At 60.6% G+C, this 3,329-nt stretch carries 5 protein-coding genes and 1 pseudogene; 1 reads left to right on the top strand and 5 read right to left on the bottom strand.

Annotated elements, in window-relative coordinates; genetic code table 11:
* Positions 1-325, bottom strand: a pseudogene (locus AADA04_RS05640) (hypothetical protein); the annotation flags it as partial.
* Positions 326-427: 102 nt separating this feature from the next.
* Between AADA04_RS05640 and AADA04_RS05635 the strand changes: the two are divergent.
* Entirely contained in the window at positions 428-1,114 is a 687-nt protein-coding gene (locus AADA04_RS05635) for a response regulator transcription factor (protein WP_340692271.1), read from the top strand.
* Between the two features lie 303 nt (positions 1,115-1,417).
* Here AADA04_RS05635 and AADA04_RS05630 read toward each other — a convergent pair whose 3' ends face one another.
* The 4 genes from AADA04_RS05630 to AADA04_RS05615 form a co-directional block, all read right to left on the bottom strand.
* Positions 1,418-1,645, bottom strand: coding sequence for a hypothetical protein (locus AADA04_RS05630; protein WP_340692270.1), 228 nt, complete (start codon positions 1,643-1,645; stop codon positions 1,418-1,420).
* 53 nt (positions 1,646-1,698) lie between these two features.
* Entirely contained in the window at positions 1,699-2,046 is a 348-nt protein-coding gene (locus AADA04_RS05625) for an HPF/RaiA family ribosome-associated protein (RefSeq protein ID WP_340692269.1), read from the bottom strand.
* A gap of 548 nt (positions 2,047-2,594) precedes the next feature.
* Positions 2,595-2,927: a hypothetical protein gene (locus AADA04_RS05620; protein ID WP_340692268.1), complete on the bottom strand. Its 333-nt coding sequence runs from the start codon at positions 2,925-2,927 to the stop codon at positions 2,595-2,597.
* A gap of 43 nt (positions 2,928-2,970) precedes the next feature.
* A partial coding sequence (locus AADA04_RS05615) for an endonuclease/exonuclease/phosphatase family protein (RefSeq protein WP_340692267.1) occupies positions 2,971-3,329 on the bottom strand: 359 nt, incomplete at its 5' end.

Raw genomic sequence — 3,329 nt, 5'->3', positions numbered from 1 at the left:
TGTAGACATGGTCGGCGCGCCAAAGTTTCTCGGCCGATGCCGGATAGGGCAGGGCGACCGGGCGATTGTAGAGCGGGTCGCCCGGCGCATCGCACCAGCCGTCATCGTGGCGTAGCGGGACCTTCGGCAGGCGCGTTTCCGGCGGCTGGGTGCGGTCTGGCCGGTAGAACAGGCGCCGCGTCTGCCAGATTCCGATTGGTGAGGCGCCGTCGCCCTCGCGTTTCAGGTCGACGCCAATGACGCCGCCCTTGCCGAGGGCGCAGCGGCAGGAAAAATCCATGCCGGCGAATGCGCCGTCGGCGCGGGCAATGAAGTGGCTGTTCACGCGCATCTCCCTGTGTTGTGATCGCCTGTCAGCCACATTCTTATGACATCTGTTGCTGTCTTGGATATGTGCAAGGCGCAATTGAACGGAATGGAGCGGAAAATGTCTGCAAAGAAGACAATCCTGCTGGTGGATGACGATAATGACCTGCGCGAGGCGCTGGCCGAGCAATTCGAGCTGCATGATGGTTTTGAAACATTGCAGGCAGCCAATGCCCGCGATGGCGTCGCCACAGCGGTTGCCGAGCGGATCGACCTGATCCTGCTCGACGTCGAGATGCCGGACCTGGATGGCCGCGAAGCCTGCAAGCTGATGCGCCAGAAAGGCGTAAACGCGCCGATCATCATGCTGACCGGGCAGGACGGCGATGCCGACACGATCCTGGGGCTGGATTCCGGGGCGAATGATTATGTCACCAAGCCGTTCAAGTTTTCGGTCCTGCTGGCCCGTGTGCGGGCGCATTTGCGCAGCTTTGAACAATCCGAAGACGCGACGTTCCAGATCGGCCCGTATGATTTCCGCCCGTCGATGAAGCTGCTGGTGACGGCCGAGGGCCGCAAGGTGCGCCTGACGGAGAAGGAAACCAATATCCTGAAATACCTCTACCGCGCAGGTGGCAAGGCGGTGGCGCGTGAGGAATTGCTGTCGGAAGTCTGGGGCTATAATGCCGCCGTCACGACGCACACGCTCGAAACCCATATCTACCGCCTGCGGCAGAAGGTTGAACCGGACCCGTCGCACGCGCGCCTGTTGCTGACGGATGCAGGCGGGTATCGGTTGCAGCCATAGGGCTTCCTTTTTAAGCGCTCACCCTGAGCGACTTCGAAGGGCGCGGGCGGGACATATCCGTCGCACGGGGCCCGTCATTCGACTTCGCTCAGGATGAGCCCCTTGGCGGCATTGGTATCGGACCCCCACCCAGCCTCCCCCTTTCAGGGGGAGGGGTTGTCTTGGGCGGGCACTGATCTTTCCCCATCGCATGGGATGGCGGGTATCGCTGCGTTCAACCCACCCTACGCTTGCTTCAGCAAGCCATGGGCGATGAAGGCGGACGGGTCTGTCATGGTGGCCAGTATATAGGCCGGGCGGGGATCAGGTTGGGGAAGGTGTGGGATAGACGCCTTTGCCGCGACGGCCCGGCAGGCGGCGATCGTCTGCGTCTTCGCCTGCATCCGGGCCGAGGCCGACACCTGTTCCCGCGTTGCCGTCGCCCGATGCGCCGCCGATATCGAAGCCGGGGCGGTCGACGGGGGCGGGCGATGTGTCTGCGGGTTTGTCGGTTTTCTTTTTGGTTGGCGTCTCAGGTTTTTTGCTGGTCATGATCTTGTTCCTCGCGGGTTCGTTGGGTGGCGTATCTGGCGGCTGTCGTCCGCTTACAACTCGCCGGTCCGTATCGTGTCAGCGCCCTTGACGTGGTTGAGCTTGCCGAGGGTCGTCTCCAGGACGTGCTGCATCTTCTTGGCGGCGCCCGACCAGGCGCCTTCGAGCGTGTCGGCCTCGTCGCTGGCCACTTCCGGCTGGCGGCCTTCAATGCGGGCTTCGATGAGGCAGCGCTTGTCGTGCGCGCCGGACTTTTCTGCGTTCCCGTCGCTCAGGTGCACTTCAATCCGGGTGATGTGCTCACTGTAGCGATCCAGACGGGTGTGGATGTCTGTCGAAATGTGGGCGGAGAGTTCTTCGCTACCCTCTACGTTTTCGTCGGTGTTGATCTGGACTTGCATGACTGACTTCCTTTTTCGAACCGCCGCCCAGCGCGGAGACACCGAAAAGGGGGAGGTCGATTGCTGTTTCTGATCCGGGCCGAGGGCAAAAGCGTTCGACCGGCTCGCAGACAATTGGAGCGTAGCACGGCTCGGCGCTGTCAAGTTGATCCATGTCAGTGCATTGTTCAAGGCGGGGGTACGGCGTGAAACAAGCGCTCATCCTGAGCCCTTTTGGGATTCCCTCTCCTCACGGGGATACCTGCGAAGGCAGGTATCCATGGACAGGGCTTTCCCATCGCACCTTGGAGCGCCGCCCGTCCATGGACCCCTGCCTGCGCAGGGGTCGTCGGGGTGAGGGCTGAGGGATTATTCGAAAAATCTCTTCGACGCGCCATACGCCAACACAATGATTGAAACGATCAAAAAGGGAGCGATCAACATCTTCGTGTCTTCGTGTCTTCGTTCCAAAGTGCCCGCGCGCCAAACGTAATTACTACCCCAACCACTCCGTAGATCAGCAAATTCTTCCATTTCGTGCTCATCTAATTATCTCCGCTCAACCCATCCTACGCCCGGTTTAGAGGCTCCAGAAACGTCATTCCAAATGGGTTAGCGTCCTTTTCTCCACCATTGAAAGACGTTGTTGGGTTCGTGACGACGTGAACGACCACACTCGCAACAGAATTTCGATCCAGCTGAGATGCTATGCTATCGGTCCCCCTCGACGTCACGATGAAATACTCACCCGCGTGTTTGCCGTCTTTTGCACGCAAAAGCATTCCTTCACCCCGTAGCACCTGTCCTTCGAACCAGTCTGCCTGAACTTCCTCCAGGAATATCGGTTCAGAAAAGTAGGTTTGGTCTCCGTCTCCGCCGTCTATCACGTATTCCTTGGCCATTGCTCGGAGGCTCCTAGGCTCATGCTGTGTTGTGGGCCGCGCCCTAAATGCTCACCTTCACGCTGATTGGGGCATGGTCGGAGGGTTTCCAGCCGCCGCGCCAGGGGAGGTGGACGCGGTAGGAGTCGACCCGGGTGTTCGCGAGGGCGTCGGGATTGGCCCAGATATGGTCGAGGCGGCGGCCCTTGTTCGAGGCGGCCCAGTCCTTGGCGCGATAGCTCCACCAGGAATACAGCTTCTGCTCGTCCGGCACCGCCATGCGGGCAATGTCGGCAAAGGCGGCCGTCTGGCGCGAGTCTTCGAGGAGTTCGGTTTCGATGGGCGTGTGCGAGACGATCTTCAGGAGCTGCTTGTGCGACCAGACATCGTTCTCGTGCGGGGCGACGTTGAGGTCGCCGACAA

Origin of the sequence: Hyphomonas sp. (assembly GCF_037969335.1) — a bacterium.
Lineage (GTDB): Bacteria > Pseudomonadota > Alphaproteobacteria > Caulobacterales > Hyphomonadaceae > Hyphomonas.
The sequence above is the reverse complement of the archived record's forward strand: the minus strand, read 5'-3'. Positions and strand labels throughout refer to the sequence as shown.

Bases quoted from the DNA above. Each gene is read 5' to 3' on its own strand.
- AADA04_RS05630 (WP_340692270.1), bottom strand. From the start codon at position 1,645: ATGACCAGCAAAAAACCTGAGACGCCAACCAAAAAGAAAACCGACAAA.
- AADA04_RS05620 (WP_340692268.1), bottom strand. From the start codon at position 2,927: ATGGCCAAGGAATACGTGATAGACGGCGGAGACGGAGACCAAACCTAC.
- AADA04_RS05625 (WP_340692269.1), bottom strand. From the start codon at position 2,046: ATGCAAGTCCAGATCAACACCGACGAAAACGTAGAGGGTAGCGAAGAA.
- AADA04_RS05635 (WP_340692271.1), top strand. From the start codon at position 428: ATGTCTGCAAAGAAGACAATCCTGCTGGTGGATGACGATAATGACCTG.